Annotated in this window: 14 protein-coding genes; 8 read left to right on the top strand and 6 right to left on the bottom strand. The window is 67.6% G+C overall.

Going from position 1 to position 18,795, the window contains the following annotated elements; genetic code table 11:
• The first annotated feature begins 8 nt into the window (after positions 1 to 8).
• The 4 genes from ACFO0J_RS05070 to lpxC all read left to right on the top strand — a co-directional run bounded on the left by ACFO0J_RS05070 (position 9) and on the right by lpxC (position 4,465).
• Entirely contained in the window at positions 9 to 812 is an 804-nt protein-coding gene (locus tag ACFO0J_RS05070; RefSeq protein WP_376811954.1) for a cell division protein FtsQ/DivIB, read from the top strand.
• A complete protein-coding gene (ftsA, locus tag ACFO0J_RS05065; RefSeq protein ID WP_376811953.1) occupies positions 809 to 2,035 on the top strand; it encodes a cell division protein FtsA in 1,227 nt (408 codons plus the stop codon). The genes ACFO0J_RS05070 and ftsA overlap by 4 nt, the downstream gene beginning before the upstream one ends.
• A 76-nt stretch (positions 2,036 to 2,111) precedes the next feature.
• On the top strand, positions 2,112 to 3,281 hold the full coding sequence (gene ftsZ, locus ACFO0J_RS05060; RefSeq protein ID WP_376811952.1) for a cell division protein FtsZ: 1,170 nt from the start codon (positions 2,112 to 2,114) through the stop codon (positions 3,279 to 3,281).
• Between the two features lie 260 nt (positions 3,282 to 3,541).
• Positions 3,542 to 4,465: a UDP-3-O-acyl-N-acetylglucosamine deacetylase gene (lpxC, locus tag ACFO0J_RS05055; RefSeq protein WP_376811951.1), complete on the top strand. Its 924-nt coding sequence runs from the start codon at positions 3,542 to 3,544 to the stop codon at positions 4,463 to 4,465.
• Positions 4,466 to 4,637: 172 nt separating this feature from the next.
• On the opposite strand, the gene ACFO0J_RS05050 is transcribed toward lpxC, so the two are convergent.
• On the bottom strand, positions 4,638 to 5,096 hold the full coding sequence (locus ACFO0J_RS05050) for a DciA family protein (protein WP_376812008.1): 459 nt from the start codon (positions 5,094 to 5,096) through the stop codon (positions 4,638 to 4,640).
• Between the two features lie 24 nt (positions 5,097 to 5,120).
• On the opposite strand from ACFO0J_RS05050, the gene ACFO0J_RS05045 reads away from it, so the two are divergent.
• Together ACFO0J_RS05045 and secA are read left to right on the top strand one after the other, a co-directional pair.
• Positions 5,121 to 6,209, top strand: coding sequence for a M23 family metallopeptidase (locus ACFO0J_RS05045; RefSeq protein WP_376811950.1), 1,089 nt, complete (start codon positions 5,121 to 5,123; stop codon positions 6,207 to 6,209).
• Between the two features lie 92 nt (positions 6,210 to 6,301).
• Complete coding sequence (gene secA / locus ACFO0J_RS05040; RefSeq protein WP_376811949.1) at positions 6,302 to 9,064, top strand: preprotein translocase subunit SecA; 2,763 nt, start codon at positions 6,302 to 6,304, stop codon at positions 9,062 to 9,064.
• Between the two features lie 442 nt (positions 9,065 to 9,506).
• Here the strand turns inward: secA and mgtE are convergent, their stop codons facing one another.
• The 4 genes from mgtE to ACFO0J_RS05020 all read right to left on the bottom strand — a co-directional run bounded on the left by mgtE (position 9,507) and on the right by ACFO0J_RS05020 (position 13,594).
• Complete coding sequence (gene mgtE, locus ACFO0J_RS05035; protein ID WP_376811948.1) at positions 9,507 to 10,994, bottom strand: magnesium transporter; 1,488 nt, start codon at positions 10,992 to 10,994, stop codon at positions 9,507 to 9,509.
• A gap of 13 nt (positions 10,995 to 11,007) precedes the next feature.
• Complete coding sequence (locus ACFO0J_RS05030; RefSeq protein ID WP_376811947.1) at positions 11,008 to 11,400, bottom strand: acyl-CoA thioesterase; 393 nt, start codon at positions 11,398 to 11,400, stop codon at positions 11,008 to 11,010.
• 155 nt (positions 11,401 to 11,555) lie between these two features.
• Positions 11,556 to 12,758 carry a M20 aminoacylase family protein gene (locus tag ACFO0J_RS05025; RefSeq protein ID WP_376811946.1) on the bottom strand — a complete coding sequence of 401 codons (1,203 nt, stop codon included), beginning with the start codon at positions 12,756 to 12,758 and terminating at the stop codon, positions 11,556 to 11,558.
• Positions 12,755 to 13,594: an inositol monophosphatase family protein gene (locus ACFO0J_RS05020; RefSeq protein WP_376811945.1), complete on the bottom strand. Its 840-nt coding sequence runs from the start codon at positions 13,592 to 13,594 to the stop codon at positions 12,755 to 12,757. The genes ACFO0J_RS05025 and ACFO0J_RS05020 overlap by 4 nt, the downstream gene beginning before the upstream one ends.
• Before the next feature lie 107 nt (positions 13,595 to 13,701).
• Here ACFO0J_RS05020 and mnmC point away from each other — a divergent pair, with 107 nt between their 5' ends.
• Positions 13,702 to 15,540 (top strand): bifunctional tRNA (5-methylaminomethyl-2-thiouridine)(34)-methyltransferase MnmC2/FAD-dependent 5-carboxymethylaminomethyl-2-thiouridine(34) oxidoreductase MnmC1, encoded by a 1,839-nt coding sequence (mnmC, locus tag ACFO0J_RS05015; RefSeq protein ID WP_376811944.1) that lies wholly within the window; start codon positions 13,702 to 13,704, stop codon positions 15,538 to 15,540.
• Between the two features lie 188 nt (positions 15,541 to 15,728).
• Positions 15,729 to 17,864, top strand: coding sequence for a glycoside hydrolase family 31 protein (locus tag ACFO0J_RS05010; protein ID WP_376812007.1), 2,136 nt, complete (start codon positions 15,729 to 15,731; stop codon positions 17,862 to 17,864).
• On the opposite strand, the gene ACFO0J_RS05005 is transcribed toward ACFO0J_RS05010, so the two are convergent.
• Positions 17,842 to 18,675, bottom strand: a complete 834-nt coding sequence (locus ACFO0J_RS05005; protein WP_376811943.1) for a metallophosphoesterase — start codon at positions 18,673 to 18,675, stop codon at positions 17,842 to 17,844. The two genes, ACFO0J_RS05010 and ACFO0J_RS05005, sit on opposite strands and share 23 nt — an antisense overlap.
• Between the last annotated feature and the right edge of the window lie 120 nt (positions 18,676 to 18,795).

Here is an 18,795-nt window from a genome sequence, read left to right as displayed (position 1 = left end):
AGCCGGACGTGTTCGCCGAAGCCCGACTGACCAATCTGATCGCCAACCTGCTGGCTTTGCTGGCGGTGTTGGCGATCGTGGTCGGGGCCGTGGTCTGGACCATCCGGCGGCCGTATTTCGCGATTTCCAAGATCGAGCTGGCCCCGGCGGGCGGTTCGACCCTGCAATACGTCACGCCCCTGAACTTGCAGACCGCGCTGGCGGGGCAGGTGCGGGGCAATTTCTTCCTGATGGACCTGGACGCGGCGCGGCGCCGCATCGAGTCCGCGCCCTGGGTGCGCCACGCCATCGTCCGGCGGGTGTGGCCGGCGACGCTGCAGGTGAATATCGAAGAGCAGCAGCCGCTGGCTTACTGGAACGAGAACCAGATGATCAATACCTGGGGTGAGGCCTTCACGGCCAACCAGGGCGAGCTGCCCGACGAACTGGACCTGCCCCAGTTGAACGGTCCGGTGAATTCCGAGCGGCTGGTGGTGCAGCGCTACGCCGAGATCGCGCGCTGGTTCGCGCCGCTGGGCCTGAGCGTGCGCGAGGCCACGCTGACCCCTCGCTACGCCTGGGAAGTCACCCTGTCCGATGACGTGCGCCTGGCGTTGGGCCGGGATCCGGCCGCTGACGTGGCCGACCCCCACGGACGCTCCGGCGCGCTGCCCTTCGCCGCCCGTATTGAACGCTTTGTCCAGGCCTGGCCGGAACTGACCCGCCGCCTGGGCGGCCGCATGATCGCCAGTGCCGACCTGCGTTATCCGAATGGATTCGCCATCACGCTGTCTCCCGAAACTTCTGCATCCTCCCGATCGACCAAACCATGACCCGTGACATCAAAGACCTGATCGTTGCACTCGACATCGGCACCAGCAAGGTGGCCGCCGTCGTTGCCGAAATCCTGCCCGACGGCGGGTTCGAGGTGCTGGGCCTGGGACAGCACGAGTCCGAAGGCATGCGCAAAGGCGTGGTGGTCAACATCGAGTCCACCGTGAACTCCATCCAGCGCGCACTGGAGGAAGCCGAGCTGATGGCCGACTGCAAGATCCGCGAGGTCTACACCGGCATCGCGGGCAGCCACATCACCAGCTTCAATTCCAGCGGCATGGTGGCGGTCAAGGACAAGGAAGTCACCGCCACCGACGTGGCGCGTGTGATCGAGACGGCCAAGGCGGTCAACATCCCGACCGATCAGCAGGTGCTGCACGTATTGACGCAGGAGTTCATCGTCGACGCGCAAGAGGACATCCGCGAGCCGATCGGCATGAGCGGCATGCGCCTGGAGGTGCGCGTGCACATCGTCACGGGCGCGGTCAGCGCGGCCCAGAACATCGTCAAGTGCGTGCGCCGCTGCGGCCTGGAAGTCCAGGACCTGATTCTGCAGCCGCTCGCTTCCAGCCTGTCGTGCCTGACGGTCGACGAGAAAGAACTGGGCGTGGTGCTGGTGGACATCGGCGGAGGCACCACCGACATCGCCATCTACACCGGCGGCGCGATCCGCCATACCTCGGTGATCCCGATCGCGGGCGACCAGGTCACCAGCGACATCGCCGCCATGCTGCGCACGCCGACGCCGGACGCCGAGGAAATCAAGCTGCGCCACGGCGTGGCCAAGCAGACGCTGGTCGATGCCGAGGAAATGATCGAAGTGCCGGGCCTGGGGGATCGCCCCAACCGCAGCGTCAAGCGCCAGGCCCTGGGCGCGGTGATCGAGCCGCGCATGGAGGAATTGTTTGGTTTCGTGCAGCAGGTGGTGCGCGAATCCGGCTACGAGGAATTGCTGTCGTCCGGGGTCGTGCTGACCGGCGGGACGGCGCTCATGCCGGGCATGGTGGAACTGGCCGAGGACGTGTTCCTCAAGCCGGTGCGTGTCGCCGTGCCCATGTATGAGGGCAGTTTGGCCGACGTGATGCGCAATCCGCGCTTCTCGACGGTGATGGGCTTGTTGACCGAGGCGCGCGTGCAGCGCGCCCGCGGCCGCAAGGTGGCGCAACAGAAGGGAACGGTCAAATCCATTCTGGCGCGCATGAAGGAATGGTTCATGAACTGAGGCGGCGTCAAAGCGGCCAGGGCCATGGGCTTTTCAGGGGAAGTTGTTCGTTTTTCCGTATGTGAGGGAGTCAACCATGATGAATTTTGAAATGCTGGATACCAGCAGAACCGGCACCATGATCAAAGTCGTGGGCGTCGGCGGGGCAGGCGGCAACGCCGTGGCCCACATGATCCGTTCGGGCGTGCAGGGTGTGGATTTCGTTTGCGCGAATACCGATTCCCAGGCGCTTCTGACCAGTGAGGCGCCGGTCCAGATCCGTCTGGGCCGTACCGGACTGGGCGCCGGCGCGAAACCCGAACAGGGTCGTGCCGCTGCCGAGACCGCCCGCGAGGAAATCCGCGCGGCGCTGAATGGCGCACACATGGTGTTCATCACCGCCGGCATGGGCGGGGGCACCGGGACGGGGGCCGGCCCCGTGGTGGCCGAGGTCGCCAAGGAGCTGGGCATCCTGACGGTGGGCGTGGTCACCAAGCCCTTCGTTTTCGAGGGCGCCAAGCGCATGCGCATGGCCGAGGAAGGCATTCGCGAACTGTCGCGCCATGTCCATTCGCTGGTGGTCGTGCTGAACGAAAACCTGTATGAACTGATGGACGAGGACGCCACGCAGGAAGACTGCTTCCGCGCGGCCGACGACGTGCTGCACAACGCCTGCGCCGGGATCGCCGAGATCATCAACGTCGAAGGCAACGTCAACGTCGACTTCGAGGACGTGAAGACCATCATGGGCGAGCAGGGCCAGGCCATGATGGGCACGGCCGTGGCCTCCGGCGTGGATCGTGCCCGCATCGCAGCCGAACAGGCGATCGCCTGCCCGCTGCTGGAAGGCGTGGACCTGCACGGCGCACGCGGCGTGCTGGTCAACATCACCGCCAGCCGGACGCTGAAGATGCGCGAGACCCGCGAGATCATGGACACCATCGGCAGCTATGCCTCGTCCGATGCCACGGTGATCTTCGGTACGGCCTACGACGAGTCCATGGGCGAGAACCTGCGCGTCACGGTGGTCGCCACCGGCCTGGGCGCGACGTCGTCGCGTCCGCAACTGGTGTCGACCAACGTCGAAGCCCAGCGCACCGGCACGGACAATATGCCGGTGGGCGCCGGCCATGACTTTTCCGGTACGGACGTGCCGTCGGTGATCCGCAATCCGCGCAGCCATGCCTCGGCCCAGGTCCGGGCCCTGGAGACGGCCGGCATGGATCACTTCGACATCCCGGCCTTCCTGCGCAAGCAGGCCGACTGACCCGGCCCGCTTCGCGCGCAACCTCACATCGCGGCTGTCGTACAGCAGTTCGCGGCGCCTGGCGCGTCTTCCCCTGCCCCTGGGGGAAGGCGCGCCTTCGCATTGGTTTTATCCGGTCATCCCGGGGATTTCCTTGCACATGCATCCTCCCGTGTTGCATTCGACTATCGTGGAAAACCCGAATATTGATTACAATGCAAGCAGTCAGGCAATGCGGGGCGCGCTCCGCCGTGCCGTTTTTTTCTTTGACGAAGACTCCCATGCTCCTGCAGCGCACCATCAAACAAGCCGTGTCCACCACTGGGGTGGGCCTGCACTCCGGCCGCCGCGTGGAAATCACGTTGCGCCCGGCCGAGCCCAATACCGGCATCGTGTTCCATCGCGTGGACCTGCCTGAAGTCGTGGATCTGCCCGCGCGCGCCGACGCTGTGGGCGACACCCGCATGGCTTCGGTCCTGCAGCAGGGTTCGGTGCGCGTCTCCACCGTCGAGCACCTGATGTCGGCCTTGGCCGGCTTGGGCGTGGACAATCTGCACGTCGATCTCGACGCCGAAGAAGTGCCCATCATGGACGGCAGCGCGGGGACGTTCGTCTACCTGCTGCGCAGCGCCGGCCTGCTGGAACAGAGCGCGCCCAAACGCTTCCTGCGGGTGCTCAAGCCCGTCGAAGTCCGCGAAGGCGAAGGCCCGGCCGCCAAATGGGCGCGGCTGGAGCCGTACGACGGCTTTGCGCTGTCCTTCTCGATCGATTTCCGGCATCCCGCCATCGATTCCACGGCCAACGCGGCTGAAATCGACTTCGCCAAGGATTCCTACGTCAAGACCATCGCCCGCGCGCGCACCTTCGGTTTCGCCAGCGAGGTCGAGGCCCTGCGTTCCATGGGCCTGGCGCGCGGCGGCAGCCTGGACAACGCCATCGTCATGGACGAATACCGCGTCCTGAACGCCGACGGGCTGCGCTACGACGACGAATTCGTGAAACACAAGATCCTTGACGCCATCGGGGACCTGTATCTGGCCGGCAAGCCGCTGGTGGCGCGTTACGTCGCCTGCAAGTCCGGTCACGCCTTGAACAACCAACTGGTGCGCGCCCTGCTGGCCCGGCAGGATTGCTGGGAACTGGTCAGCTACGAATCGCGCGACACCGCACCCGCCGCCTTCACCCGCGACTGGCAGCTCGCCTGATTCCGGCCGGTCCGCTGCGCTGCTCGTCCACGTCGCGGCTGGTATGCCGCTCCGATTCGTCAGGCACGAGGCATCTTCAGCCGCGACAGCTCTCCACGTCGCGGCTTGCAAGCCGCTCCGATTCGTCAGGCACAGGACAGTCCGCGGGGACTGTCCTGTGTCCGGACTCATCCTACGAGCGGTGGTGGCGCAGCAGCCGGCCGATGGCGTCGGCCAGCGGGCCCGGCGCCACGTGACGCCCCAGGTCCTCGAAGGACTGCAGGGCGTTTTCCCCCAGGGGTTCGGCTTCCCGCCGGGGCTTTTGTGTCCAGGTCCGGCCCATGGCGGCGTCGATCCGGACGACAATCCGTTCGACGGGCCAGCCTGCCTCCCGGACCCTGCGGGCGGCGGCTTCGGTCAGTTGGCGCAGCCGGGCGGCGTGCGCGGGGCCGGGAACCATCACGGTGATGTGCGGTCCATCCATGCTGGCGACCCGGATGTGGCGTGCCAGGGCGGGCGGCAAGGTGCCTGCCACCACCGCCTGGACGGCCAGCAGTTCGCGCACTGCGCGCATCATGTGCGCGCCTTGCGGATTGCGGTCCAGCCATTCCAGGGCCGGAGTGCCGGAGGATCGGTTCCGCCGAGGCGGCATCGCCATGGACATAAGGAATTTTGAGTGACGAAATCGAAACAAACTGCTCGCGCAGCGCTCTGGCTGCATTCTAACGCGCGGCTCCTGCGGGGGCTGGGCGGGGTGTGCGCCCTGGCGCTGGCGGCCTGGGGCGGCGCCCAATGGCAAGCCTGGCGCGCGCCGGCCATGGACCCCGGCCAGCGCGAGGCGATCGACTCCCGCCTGCGGCAGGATTCGGCGGCGCTGCAGGGCAGTATCGCAGGCCTGGCGGGCAAGCTGGGCGAATTGCAGGGCCGTGTGCTGGCCATGGAGTCCGTGCGCACGCGGGTCGCCCAGGCGGCCGGTCTGAACTATACGGCGCCGGAACTCGCGCCCCGCGCGGCCGCAACCGTCGCGGCTGCCGCCTCTCCTGCGTCGGCTGAGTCCGCCTCTCCTGCGGGGTCCGCCGAGGGGCTGGCCAGCTTGCAGGACGACGCGGGCGATGCCCAGGTCATGGACGATATTCCCGCCCAGTCGCTGCCGGCGCCCTCGATCGGCTCGGCGGAATTGCTGGGACGGCACATCGACGCGCTGGGGCGGCAGTTGGAAACCCAGGAGGACGCGTACGCGCTGGTGGATGCGGCCCTGTCCCGCCAGGCGGGCTTCCAGGCCAGTCTGCCGACCCTGTCGCCGGTCGATTATCCTGCCCTCAGCTCCTCGTTCGGTTGGCGCCGCAATCCGGTCAGCGGCCGTCACACCATGCACGAGGGTCTGGATTTCGTCGCACCGCGCGGCGCGCCGATCCGGGCGGCCTCCGGCGGGCTGGTGACGCGGGCGGGCAGTTGGCACGGCTACGGGCGGATGGTGGAAATCGACCATGGCAACGGCCTGCGGACCCGTTATGCCCATGCTTCCAGCGTGCTGGTGAAGACGGGGGACATCGTCCGCCAGGGCCAGTTGATCGCGCGGGTGGGCAGCACCGGCCGATCCACCGGTTCGCATCTGCATTTCGAGGTGCGGATGGCGGACTATCCCCTGGACCCGACCCTGTTCATCCAGGATGACGCCCGCACGCGCCTGGCGCAGGGGGGCGACCGGATCGCGCAGGCTGCTGCCGGGTCCCCCGCCGATGCGGGGGCTTCCGTGCTGCGTTAAACTGCAGCGTTTACCTGCGGTCACCATTCGGTGCCCGCGTCTCACAATTTTCCGGCGTCCGATTTCCGTTGGGCCCGCAGCGACGATACGATATGGTTTCTCTGCTCAAAAAAATCCTCGGCAGCCGCAACGACCGGCTGTTGAAGCAGTATCGCAAGCAGGTCGCGCAGATCAATGCGCTCGAACCTTCCGTGCAAGCCCTGTCCGACGACGAGCTGAAGGCCAAGACCGACGAATTCCGCCAGCGGATCGCGGACGGAAAATCCCTGAATTCACTGCTGCCCGAGGCCTTTGCCGTGGTGCGCGAGGCCAGCCGGCGTGTGTTCGGCATGCGCCACTTCGACGTCCAGATGCTGGGCGCGATCGCCTTGCATAACGGCAAGATCGCTGAAATGCGCACCGGCGAGGGCAAGACCCTGATGGCGACGCTGGCGGTCTACCTGAATGCCCTGGAAAGCCGCGGGGTCCACGTGGTGACGGTCAACGACTACCTGGCCCGCCGGGACGCCGAATGGATGGGCCGGCTCTACGGCTTCCTGGGCATGACGGTCGGCGTGGTGGTGCCGCAGCAGGAAAACGAAGAAAAGCGCGCCGCCTATCAGGCTGACATCACCTACGGCACGAACAACGAATACGGCTTCGACTATCTGCGCGACAACATGGAATTCCGCCCGGAAGACCGTCGCCAGCGCAGCCTGGCCTACGCCATCGTCGACGAAGTGGACTCGATCCTGATCGACGAAGCGCGCACGCCGCTGATCATTTCCGGCCAGGCCGAGGACAACACCGAACTCTACATCCGCATGAACGCGGTGCCGCCGCTGCTGACGCGCATGGCGGAAGAGCCCAAGCCCCACGAACCCGAACCCGAGGGCGACTTCTGGGTGGACGAAAAAGCCCAGCAGGTGCACCTGTCCGAGGCCGGTCAGATCAAGGCCGAGCAGATCATGGCGGGCCAGGGCATCCTGCCCGAGGGCGAATCGCTGTACGACCCGCGCCATATCTCGCTGATGCACCACTTGCTGGTTGCTCTGCGGGCGCACAATCTGTTCCACCGCGACCAGCAGTACGTCGTCCAGGACGGCGAGGTCGTCATCGTCGACGAATTCACGGGCCGCCTGATGGCGGGCCGCCGCTGGTCCGACGGCCTGCACCAGGCCGTCGAGGCCAAGGAAGGCGTGCGCATCCAGAACGAGAACCAGACGCTGGCTTCGATCACCTTCCAGAACTATTTCCGCATGTACGACAAGCTGTCGGGCATGACCGGGACGGCCGATACCGAGGCCTACGAATTCCAGGAAATCTACGGTCTGGAAACGGTCATCATCCCGACCAACCGGCCGATGGCGCGTCAGGATCAGAACGACCAGGTCTTCAAGACGGACGCGGAAAAATACCAGGCGATCCTGGCCGACATCGTCGATTGCCACAAGCGCGGCCAGCCGGTTCTGGTGGGCACCACCAGCATCGAAAACTCCGAACTGCTGTCCAACGCCCTGAAAAAGGACGGTCTGCCCCACGAGGTGCTGAACGCCAAGCAGCACGCCCGCGAGGCCGAGATCGTCGCCGAGGCCGGCAAGCCGGGCCACATCACCATCGCCACCAATATGGCCGGCCGGGGCACGGACATCGTGCTGGGCGGCAGCGTGGAAAAGCAGATCGATCTGGTGCGCGCCGATCCCGATCTGTCGCCCGAGGACAAGGAGGCCCGCATCGCCACGATCCGTGCCGAATGGGCGCCCGCCAACGAGGCCGTGAAGCAGGCCGGCGGCCTGCGCATCATCGGCACGGAACGCCACGAATCGCGGCGTATCGACAACCAGTTGCGCGGCCGCGCCGGCCGCCAGGGCGACCCGGGTTCCTCGCGCTTCTATCTGTCGCTGGACGATTCGCTGATGCGGATCTTCGCGGGTGACCGGGTGCGCGCCATCATGGACCGCCTGCGCCTGCCCGAAGGCGAACCGATCGAGGCGCGCATGGTGTCGCGCTCGATCGAATCCGCGCAGCGCAAGGTTGAAGGCCGCAACTTCGACATCCGCAAGCAGTTGCTGGAATATGACGACGTGGCCAACGACCAGCGCAAGGTGCTCTACTCCCAGCGCAATGAGGTCCTGGAAGTCGAGTCGGTGGCGGATACGATCGCGAATCTGCGCGACGCGGAGATCACATCGGTGTTCCGCCGCTACGTGCCCGAAGAGACGATGGAAGAGCAGTGGGACATCCCGGGCCTGCAGTCCTCCCTGGAGTCCGACTGGTCGATCGCGATGCCGCTGGCCGAGATGCTGGAAAAGGAACCCAATCTGACGGACGACGATCTGCTGGAGCGGGTGCTGGCCGAGGCCAAGCGGCTGTACGACGAGAAAATCGCCCTGGTCAGCGAAGACGGCTGGCGGCCCTTCGAGCGCTCGGTGCTGCTGCAGTCGCTGGACACGAACTGGCGCGCCCACTTGGCGGCCCTGGACCATCTGCGGCAGGGCATCCATCTGCGCGGTTACGCGCAGCAGGATCCGAAGCAGGCCTACAAGCGCGAGGCGTTCACGCTGTTCTCTGACATGCTGGATCGCGTCCGCAATGAGACGATCCGGGTGCTGATGACGGTGCGCATCCAGTCGCGCGAGCAGGTGGAGGTCGAGGAACCGGCGTCCCCGGCGCTGGAAAACGTGCGCTACCACCACGCGGACTATGATGCAGCCCTGCGCGGTGAGGACCTGGGCCTGGACGAGGCGGCTGCGGCTGGTGCGGCAGGCCAGAAGGCCGCGACCCCGGCCGGCGCGGTGCCGCGCGTGGGGCGCAACGATCCCTGCCCGTGCGGCAGCGGGAAGAAGTACAAGCACTGCCACGGGCAGTTGAAGTAAGTCTTTCTGCCGATGATGAAAGGGCCGGACATTGCGTTCCGGCCTTTTTCATTGCTGGTGCGTTGGTGTGGTGTTTGATCACGCTTTTGTAGGGCGCTGGCCAGTGGTGTTCTTTTGTAAGGCCTCGGCGTCGCCCTATGCCCGCCCCGGTCGCAGGTCGTCCGGTTCCGGCTGCGCCGGAACTGCCCGGTCAGAGGCCTGCCATCGGGGCGTTCGCCAAACTCGCGGGGTGGTCAGTCCCCCGGACTGACCACAAGCGTCCCGCTCAGACAGTGGCTCACTTGCATCCCCGCTGGCAGGCCTCTCACCGGCGGACTCCAACAGCGCCCGGTGCGGCCACAGGGCGCCGCCTGACGAAGGGGGTGGTACGGTCGAGGTGCCTCACAAGAACCTGCCCCCGATGAAAGACATGCCGACGATGTGCCGTGCAGTCGAGGTGCTGCTACAGCAAGAACACCGTCGCCAGCCCCAGGAACAAAAAGAATCCCAGCGAGTCCGTGGCGAAGGTCAGCAGCACCGATGAGCCCACCGCAGGGTCTTTGCCGAAGCGGTCGCGCAGCAGCGGGATCATCACCCCCAGCGCCGCGCCGATCAGCATATTGCCGACCATGGCCGCCATCATCACCCCGGCGACCGCATAGGAATCCGAGATCATCCAGGCGAACGTCGCCGCCACCAGGCTGCCGCAGGCGCCCACCAGGAACGTCACCTGCAGTTCGCGCTTCACCAGTTGCGCGATGTTGGCGCCGGTCACGCGGCCCGTCGCCATGGCGCGGATGATCATCGTCATCGTCTGATTGCCGGAATTGCCGCCGATCCCGGCGACGATGGACATCAGGAAGGCCAGGATCACGATGTGGCTGACCGTGTCTTCGAAGCGGGATGCCACGAAAGACGCGATGGACGCCGTGCACAGATTGACCAGCAGCCAGGGGGCGCGGTTGCGCAGGGCGGCCTGGACGGGGGCGAAGATGTCTTCTTCCTGCAGGCCGGCGCGCGACAGCTCCTGTTCCTGGGAGTCTTCCTGCAGCACGTCCACGACCTCGTCGATGGTGACGCGGCCGATCAGGCGGCCCTGTTCGTCCACCACCGGGGCCGACACCAGGTCGTAGCGCTCGAAGGCGCTGGCGGCGTCGGTGTCCGGGTCCATCGGGTTCAGGCTGAGGACGTCGGGCTCCATGACCGCGTTGACCAGGGTCTCGGGTTCGCTCAGCAGCAGGCGCGACAGCGACAGCGTGCCGCGCAGCTGGTCGTCGCGGTCCACCACGAAAATCTGGTCCGTATGGTCGGGCAGTTCGTGCAGGCGGCGCAGATAGCGCAGCACGACCTCCAGCGTCACGTCCTCGCGCACCCGCACCATGTCGAAGTCCATGATGGCGCCGACGGTGTCTTCCGGGTAGCCCATGGCGGCGATCAGCTGGGCGCGTTCGGCGTCGGTCAGGCCTTTCTGGACTTCGGCGATGATGCCGGCGGGCAGGTCGGGCGCGAGGTCGGCGATCTCGTCGGCGTCCATCGTGCCCGTGGCCGCGAGCAGATCCTCGTGGTCCATGGACTCGATCAGCGACTCGCGGACCCAATCCTCGACTTCCAGCAGCACGTCGGCGTCGTGTTCCTGGCTGACCAGTTGCCAGACCGCCTGGCGCTGTTGCACCGGCAGGGATTCCAGGATGAAGGCGATGTCGGCCGGGTGCAGCGTATTGACGATCTGGCGGATCTCGTCTTCGTGCTGGCGCTGCAGCATGCCTTCCAGCAGGTTCGAGCCGTCCTCGTCCTCGTCTTCGTGCTGGCGCTGGGCGAGCGCGTCCACGACCTCCTGGCGCTTCAGGATGGACTGCAGCTCCTGCAGTGCGAGCTGGGCGTCCTCCGGGTCCAGGCGGCGCGGGATGACGACCGGGACGGGGGTCTCGTTGACGACGGGCTGATCGGCCATGGGTGCAGGCTCCTCAGATCGGGGGCAAAGGGCGGCTGTGGCGGTCCTCGTCGGTGGCGACGTAGGTGAGGGTGGCCTCGGTGACCTTCACGACTTCGGCTTCCAGGCGCTGGCGTTCGGCGTAGACTTCGACCGAGACGGTGACGGAGGTCCGTCCCGTGTGGGTGATTTCGGCGTAGAAGCTGAGCAGATCGCCGACGAACACGGGCTGCTTGAAGGTGAAAGCATTGACGGCCACGGTAGCGACCCGCCCGCCCGCGCGCCGCGTGGCCGGGATGGAGCCGGCGATGTCCACCTGGGACATGATCCAGCCTCCGAACACGTCGCCATGGATGTTGGCGTCGGCCGGCATGGGCATGACGCGCAGCGTGACCGGGTGGTCGGATGAGGGCAGGGTAGTGGACATGGCGGCCTCGGAGTGGATGTCGCGCGCCGCGTCCGGGAAGGCAGGCGCGGCTTTCGGCAAAACGCGTATTTTAACCGTTCAGCATGAACGGTTTGTGATGCTGCGTGGTCTGGCGGCAGGGGATGGTCGGGTGATGGGGCGCGCTGCGCCGGGGTTCAGGCAGTCGGGTCGAGAAAGCGCCGGGTCAGCAGCACCCAGTAGGCGGCGCCCAGCGGGGTGATGGCGTCGTTGAAGTCGTAGCTGCCGTTGTGCAGGGTGCAGGGCCCCAGGCCGTGGCCTGCGGTGCGGTGATCGCCCGTGCCGTTGCCGATCCAGATGTAGCACCCGGGGCGGGCCTGCAGCATGAAGGCGAAATCTTCCGCCCCCATGGAGGGCCGCACCTGGGCGTTGACCTGGTCGGCGCCGACCAGTTCGGTCAGGACCTGGGCGCTGAGGGCGGCTTGTTCAGGATGATTGATGGTGGCCGGGTATTCGCGATGGAAGTGGAAGTCTGCCTCGCAGCGCAGCGCCTGGGCGAGCGGTCCGGTCAGGTCCCGCATGCGGGACTCGATCAGATCCAGCGCGGTGTTCGACAGCGTGCGCACCGTGCCGCGCATCACGGCCAGGTCGGGGATGACGTTGTCGGCCGATCCGGTATGGATCTGGGTCACGCTGATGACGCCGGGTTCCAGCGGGTCCAGATCGCGGGTCAGGATGGTCTGGAAGGCCAGGGTGAGCTGGGCGGCGGTGACCACCGGGTCCACGCCCAGATGGGGCATGGCGCCGTGGGCGCCCTTGCCCCGCAGCGTGATCTCGAAGGTGCTGCTGGAGGCCATGATGGGGCCGTCGGTCAGGCCGAAGGTGCCGGCGGGCAGGCCGGGCCAGTTGTGCATGCCGAACACGGCGTCCATGGGAAACAGTTCGAACAGGCCGTCTTCGATCATGCGGCGCGCGCCGCCGCCGCCTTCTTCGGCGGGCTGGAAGATCACGTGCACGACGCCGTCAAAGTCCCGGTGTCCGGCCAGGTAGCGGGCGGCGGCCAGCAGCATGGTGGTGTGGCCGTCGTGGCCGCAGGCGTGCATGACCCCCGGGTTGCGGCTGGCGTGCGCGAAGGTGTTGGTTTCCGGCATGGGCAGGGCGTCCATGTCGGCCCGCAGGCCGATGGACCGGCCCGCGCCGCGCCCGGCGATGCGGCCCACGACGCCGGTTTCGCCCAGGCCGCGGTGGACCTCGATCCCCCAGGACTCCAGCAGGCGCGCCACAGTGTCGGCCGTGCGGACTTCCTGGAAGGCGAGTTCGGGCCAGGCGTGGATGGCGCGGCGGATGTCGGTCAGGTCGGGCAGCCAGTCGCCCAGGGTGTCGAGGAGCTTTTGTGTCATGACTGTCGATTGATCAGATCGTCCAGCGCGGTGGCGATGTGCGGGTTGGCGGCGTAGACGTAGCCGCCTTCGGGCCAGGGTTCCTGGTGGCGGATGTCTTCGCAGACCCCGCCTGCTGCGCGGACCAGCGCCGTGCCGGCGGCCACATCCCAGGGGGCCAGGCCCATTTCCCAGTAGCCATCGTAACGCCCGCAGGCCGTCCAGGCCAGGTCCAGGGCCGCCGAGCCCTGGCGGCGGATGCCGCGCGTGGCGTGGATGGCGTCGTGCAGGGTCGGCATGTAGCGCGATTCGAAGGAAAAATCACGGAAGGGAAAGCCCGTGGCCAGCACCGCCTGGTCCAGCGACGGCGTGGCCGAGCATCGGATGCGGCGGCCGTTGAGCCAGGCGCCCAGGCCATACAGTGAGGAGAACAGTTCCTCGCGGTTGGGGTCGTAGATCACGCCGATCAGCGGCGTGTCCTGGGGCAGCGGGCTGCCGCCGTTCGTGCGGCAGCCGGCATGGCCGATCAGGGCGATGGATACCGCGTAATGAGGAATGCCGCTGATGAAGTTGGTGGTGCCGTCCAGCGGGTCGATGCACCAGGTCGCCTGGGCGCCGGGTTCGCCGCCGGATTCTTCGGCGATGATGCCGATGTCTGGGGTGCGGACACGCAGGATGTCGATGATGGCCTGTTCGGCCTCGCGGTCGGCCTGGGACACCAGATCGTTGCGCATCTTGTGGTCGACCACCAGGTCTGCGCGGTGCAGGGCGTGAGTTTGTAGAATGGCGGCTGCAGCATGCGCCGCCGTGACGGCGGCATCCAGGCAGTCTGCCGACAGGAAATGCGAACTGGACATGACGCGCTGATTCCCGTGATGCGCCCGCGTGGCCGCCAGCCGGCCCGCGTGGCGTGTTCATCCCATTGTACGTGACCCCCGGAACCATGTCGGACTCCTACCAAATCTTGCAACCCGCCATCTGGCACGAGGATGCGCGGGGCGTGCCGCGCAGCCTGGCATACGGGGATTCCTACCACGGCGAAGCCGGGGCCTTGCCGCAGGCGCGGCATGTGTTCCTGAAGGGCAGCGGCTTGCCCGGTCGCTGGCGCGGGCGGGCGGCGTTCACGATTGCCGAGACCGGCTTTGGCCTGGGGCACAATTTTCTGGCGGTCTGGCGGGCCTGGCTGGACGATACGCAGCGCAGCGGCCGGCTGCATTATCTGGCGTTCGAGGCGCATCCCTTTGCCGTGGCCGATCTGCGGCGGGCCTGGCGCCGGCTGCCGGACGATCATCAAGGCCTGGCCCGGGAACTGGCGGATTGCTGGCCCGATCTGTTGCCGGGCGTCCATCGCCTGGAACTGCAAGGCGGCCGCGTCACCCTGACCCTGCTGTTTGGGGACATCCGCCGCCTGGCGCGTCAGGCGGACGCCCGCGTCGACGCCTTTTTCCTGGATGGCTTCGCGCCCCGGGTCAATCCCGATATGTGGTCGCCCGCGGTCTTCGGCCAGTTGCGGCGCCTGGCGGTGGCCGGGGCCACGGTCGCCACCTGGTGTTCGGCCGGGCAGGTGCGGCGCGATCTGCGTGACGCCGGATTCCTGGTCGACAAGGCTCCGGGGGTCGCCGGCAAGCGCGAGATCACCACGGCCGTCCTGCGTCCCGGCCTGGGCGCCGCCTCGCCCGATCCGGCCCGTCTTCGGGTGGCGGTGGTGGGCGGCGGCCTGGCGGGCGCCGGTGTGGCGCAGGCCCTGGCCGGCCGTGGCCACGCCGTCGAGGTCTGGGACCCGCAATGCGCCCTGGACGTCGATCCGGCGCTGCGCCGCCGAGGGGCTGCCGCCCTGGTGCCCGCCCTGAGCCCGGACGACGATACGCGTTCGCGACTGAGCCGCGCCGGCCTGGCCCGGGCGCGCGCCCGTTGGCTGGCATTGGACGAGGCGGCCCGGCCGCAGGCCTGCGGCGCCCTGATCTGCGCGCAGTCGGAGGCGCAGGCACACGTGCAGCGTCAGGCTTTGGTGCGCCTGGGCTTTCCGGAAGGCTGGGTGCGTTGGCTCGATCCCGGGCAGGCGGGGCTGCGGGCCGGGGTCGGAGTGCCCTGGGGCGGCCTCTGGCTTCCTGGCGCCCTGCGCGTGTGTCCGGGCGAACTGATCGCCGCATTGCTGGGTTTGCCGGGCGTGACGCGCCGGGCTGCCGCCGTCGGCGGGCTGGTCCGGGCGGCGGACGGCGGCTGGTTGCTGCGGGACGCCGAGGGGCGGGAGGCGGGCCGGGCGGACCAGGTCGTGGTGGCCAATGCCGTGCAGGCGCGGACCTTGTTGGCGGATCAGGCGCCGGTCGAGCGCCTGCCGGTGCTGTCGGGGCTTACGCCGCTGGCGGGGCAGGTCAGTCTGTATCCGGCGGGGGCGTCCGACCTGCCGCGCTGTGTCCTGTCGGGACATGGCTATTGTCTGCCGCCTCGGGGCGGTTGGGGCGTGGTCGGCAGCACTTATCGGCCCAACGCGGACGAGGCCGTGGCGGACGAGGCCGGCCGCCAGGAGATCCTGGCGCACGTACAAGGCTGGGTCGAGGCGCGGGACATCCCCTGGCTGGGGCGGGGCGAGGCCGTCGGCTGGGCCGGCTGGCGCGCCGCGACACGCGACCATCTGCCCCTGATCGGCGCGGTGCCGGATCAGCCGGGCCTGTGGCTGGCGTGCGCCTATGGGTCGCGCGGCCTGAGCTGGTCCGCCTTGGCGGGCGATCTGATCGGCGCGTGGCTGGACGGTGAACCTGTGCCCGCCGAGCGCGAATTGGTCAGGCGGATTGGTTTGCGCTGAGGAACCTCTGGATCGGGGGTTCCAGGGGTTCTTTAGGCCGGGATTTTATTTTATGGCGCAAATCCGTCAGAATAACGTCTTTTGCAAGAAGCATCCCCGCAACTCGCTTGCGGATCGAGTGCCCTGAGGATCACGCTGTGTCACCCACCATCGAATTGGCGGACCAAGTTTTCGAGACCGGCCCGGTCGTGACGACGCTTTCCTGCGTCGAATGGGCGCTGCGCGCTGGCGGATGGCGCCTGCGGATCGAGGCCCACGCGCCCGGCGTGTTCCGCCTGCGCTGCGGACCTGGCGCCTGGCTGGAGCCCGGCAAGCCGACGCTGCGTGCGCAGCGCCAGGCCGACATGCTGCTGGCGCGCCAGGAAGCCGTCGGGGAAATGGAATGCCAGGCGGCTGCGGCCGGCGGCTGGCGTCTGACCCAAGGTGACGCCGCCCTGGAAATCGGCGGGGCCGATGCCAACCTGAGGCTATTCCGGGGCGACCAGTGCGTGGCCCGCGCCCATCTGCCGGTCCAGCCTTCCGGCGAGGGTGCCGGGGCCGTGTGGCCGCTGGCCTGGGCGCTGGAACCGGACGAAGGCCTGTACGGCCTGGGTGAGACCCAGGGCAGCCTGGATCGCCGGGGGGAACGCCTGGTTTCCGATGCGCCGGAGGACCGCAGTCTGCCGCTGGCCTGGAGCCCGCGCGGCTGGGGCGCACATGTCAATACACTGGATCGTGTGGAGCACGATCTGGCGGCCGACGGCAGCTATGCCGTCCGGACGCGGGGCGAAGGCCTGGACCTGTTCCTGTTCGTCGGCGAGCCGTCCGAAATCCTGAATCAATACACGGCGCTCACCGGACGCGCCGGGCAACCCAATCTCTGGCCCATGGGCGTCTGGCTGGACCAGGCGCCGGGTCAGTCCGCCGAATCCAGCCTGCAGCAGATCCGCAGCCTGCGCAGCCAGGGCATGGCGCTGGATGCGCTGGTGCTGGCCGATCCGGCCATCCTGGGCTTTCAGGCCGACAAACCCGTCTTCGAATGGTCGGACCGCGTGCCCAACTGGCGTGGTTTTGCGGCCGCCGCCGCTGCGCTCGACGTGCATCTGGCCGGGTCCTGCATTCCCGGCGTCCTGCAAGGCACGCCGCTGTTCGAGGAATGGGAGGATCGGGGCTGGCTGTTGTGCGATGCCGATGGCAATCCCTGGATCTGTTCCGGCACGCCGGCCTCCGGCGGCCGGCCGTTCGGGCTGTTGGATCTGACGCACCGGGACGCGGCCCGCCTGTGGACCGAACGCCATCTGCAGGCCGTCGAAGAAGGCCTGGATGCGCCCGTCTGCCAGGCGCAGTTCGCCTTGCCCGACGAGGTCGAGGCGCGCGGCGGCGAAACCGGCGCGGTGCTGCGCACGGCCTATCCCCATCTGGCGCGTCGCGCCTTGTTCGATGCCGTGGCCGGCCCGCGCACGCCCCAGGAGGGCGTCATGCTCAGCCGCGACCTGTTCCCCGGGGTGCAGCGTTTCGCCTGGCAGCAGGGGCCGGATGTGAGCAACGGCTGGGACGGCTATGCCGCCACCTTGCGGGCCGCTCTGTCGGTCGGCAACAGCGGCGTGGCGGTGCAGACCCACCGCCTGGGCAATTCCGGACGGCCGACCGACGCGCTGACGCCTGAACTCTATCTGCGTTGGCTGGCGATGGGCGTGTTTTCCGCCAATTTCAGTTTCCAGGGCTTGCCGGCGCTGATGCCGGACGCCTTCGACGCCGACACGCGCGCGCTGATCGCGCACTGGCTGCAATGGCGCTACCGCCTGCTGCCTTACGTGGCCGGCATCATCGATGACGCCGTACGCACCGGTCTGCCGGTGCAGCGGTCCATGGCCCAGGCCTATCCGGCCGACGCCGACGCGCATGTCTGGGATACCCAGTACCTGCTGGGGCCGGCGCTGCTGGTGGCCCCCGTCATGCAGTCCGGGGGCGTGACCGAGGTCTATCTGCCCAAGGGCGATGCCTGGTGGGACTTGAGCACGGGTTGGCGCTACGAAGGCGGTACCCGCTGGACGGTGCGCCCGGGCCTGGACACGCTGCCGGTGTTCGGCCGCGAGGGCCACATGCTGTGCCTGGGGCCGACCGCCCAGCACACGGGCGAAATCAATTCGGCCCGCATCCTGGAAGAAGTCTGGATGTTCGGCATGCCGGAACACAACCCGGTCGTGATGCGCAACAAGATCCGCGTGATGCAGATGCAGGGGTCCAGCTACATCAAGGGCCTGGAAGGCCTGCGCATCCTGCCGTCCGAGGGCCTGGAGGTCAAGCGCCGCGGGGCCGAGGTCAGAATTTCCCGAGCGCGGTGAGTTTGTTGTCCGCCTCCTGCAGCGCCTCGGCGCGGCGGGGGACGTCGATGCAGAATCCCGGATCGAAATCCGAGTTTTCATTGACCCCGTCGCGGCAGTAGCCGCGCGGGTTGCAGATGACGCGCGCGCCGTACACCGAATAGTCGAAACTGTCGTGCGTGTGGCCGTGGATCCAGAGATCGGCCCGGCCCAGCAGGCTGGCGCATTCGGACACGAAACCTGCACTGATCAGGGACTCGGCGAAGCGCGGATGGACGCTGCGCATATTCGGCGCGTGGTGGGTGATGACCACCGTCGGCCCTGGGTGGGGCTGGTCCAATTGGGCGTCCAGCCAGTCGTATTGGGCGTGGAACAGCGAGGCGGCGTCCTGGGGGGTGAAACGTGAGCCGTCGCCGTTGCTGATGACCTGGAAGTCGCGCATGAATTCCGCCGTGCGCTCCATCGCCAGGTCGCGCAGTTCGGCGCCGAACAGCTCGAAATCCGTCCATAGCGTGGCACCCAGAAAGCGCACCCCGCCGATCACCATGGCCCGCTGGTCCAGCAGTTCGATCCCGTGCGCCCGCGCCTGGTCGGACAGTTCCGCGCGGACGGCGGGGATGGTGCCGCCGTAGAACTCGTGGTTGCCCGGCACGTACAGCACGGGGCGGGTGATCCGGCCGGCCCAGTCCATGGCCGCCCGGGGCCGGGCGATATCACCCGCCAGGATGGTGACGTCCGCTTCGACATCAGGCAGGTCCAGGCCTTGCTGGCCGAGATGCAGGTCGGAAAGGATGTGCAGCCGCAGGTGCGGGTGGGTGTTCGGGTCGGGCATGGTGCGGTCTCTCGCGGTCTCCGGAATCAGGCGGTAAAAAGCCTTTGAAAACAAAAGATTGTTGAAAAAGCCCTTGCAGGCTTGACGCTGTCTTTATGTAATGCGAGAATCTAGGGCTTC

Source organism: Castellaniella hirudinis (assembly GCF_042651965.1).
In the GTDB taxonomy this organism is placed as follows: domain Bacteria; phylum Pseudomonadota; class Gammaproteobacteria; order Burkholderiales; family Burkholderiaceae_B; genus Castellaniella; species Castellaniella hirudinis.
Note: the sequence above shows the minus strand (reverse complement) of the source record. Positions and strands in the feature narration are given on the sequence as shown.